A 720-nucleotide genomic window follows, 5' to 3' on the forward strand; every position below is an offset into this window, starting at 1 on the left:
GGCGTTGGCGTCGTTTGTGGACTGGTCGCTGACCGAGGTGCTCACCGGGGTCGAGGGTGCGCCGGGGCTGGACCGGGTGGATGTGGTGCAGCCGGTGTTGTTCGCGGTGATGGTGTCGCTGGCTCGTCTGTGGCGTTCGTATGGCGTGGAGCCTGCTGCGGTGCTGGGGCATTCGCAGGGTGAGATCGCGGCTGCGTATGTGGCGGGTGCGTTGTCGCTGGAGGATGCGGCGCGCGTGGTTTCTTTGCGCAGCAAGGCGATCCTGGCGCTCAGCGGAGCCGGGGGCATGGTGTCGGTCGCGGTGGGACGGTCGCACGCCGAAGCCCTGATCGCGGAGTGGGACGGCAGGCTGTCCGTCGCGGCGATCAACGGCGCCGGGTCGACCGTGGTCTCCGGTGAGGCCGGGGCGATCACGGAGTTCCTGGACACCTGCGAGCGGCAGGAGGTCCGTGCCCGCCGGATCCCGGTGGACTACGCCTCGCATTCGGTGCAGGTGGAAGCGATTCAGGCCGAGTTGCTGGACGTGCTGAGCGCGATCTCCCCGAAGTCCGGCGACGTGGCGTTCCACTCCACCGTGCGCGGCCGGCGGATCGACACCGTCGAGCTGGACGCGAGCTACTGGTACGAGAACCTGCGGCACGAGGTGCTGTTCGACCCGGTGGTGCGGGACCTGCTGGAACGCGACTTCGACGCGTTCGTCGAGATCAGCCCGCACCCCGT

At 69.0% G+C, this 720-nt stretch carries 1 protein-coding gene; it reads left to right on the forward strand.

What is annotated here, in order from left to right:
• Positions 1 to 720: acyltransferase domain-containing protein (locus ABD256_RS44210; protein WP_344432409.1), on the forward strand; the 720-nt coding region annotated here is incomplete at both ends.

It is taken from the genome of Amycolatopsis minnesotensis (genome assembly GCF_039529815.1).
GTDB lineage: Bacteria > Actinomycetota > Actinomycetes > Mycobacteriales > Pseudonocardiaceae > Amycolatopsis > Amycolatopsis minnesotensis.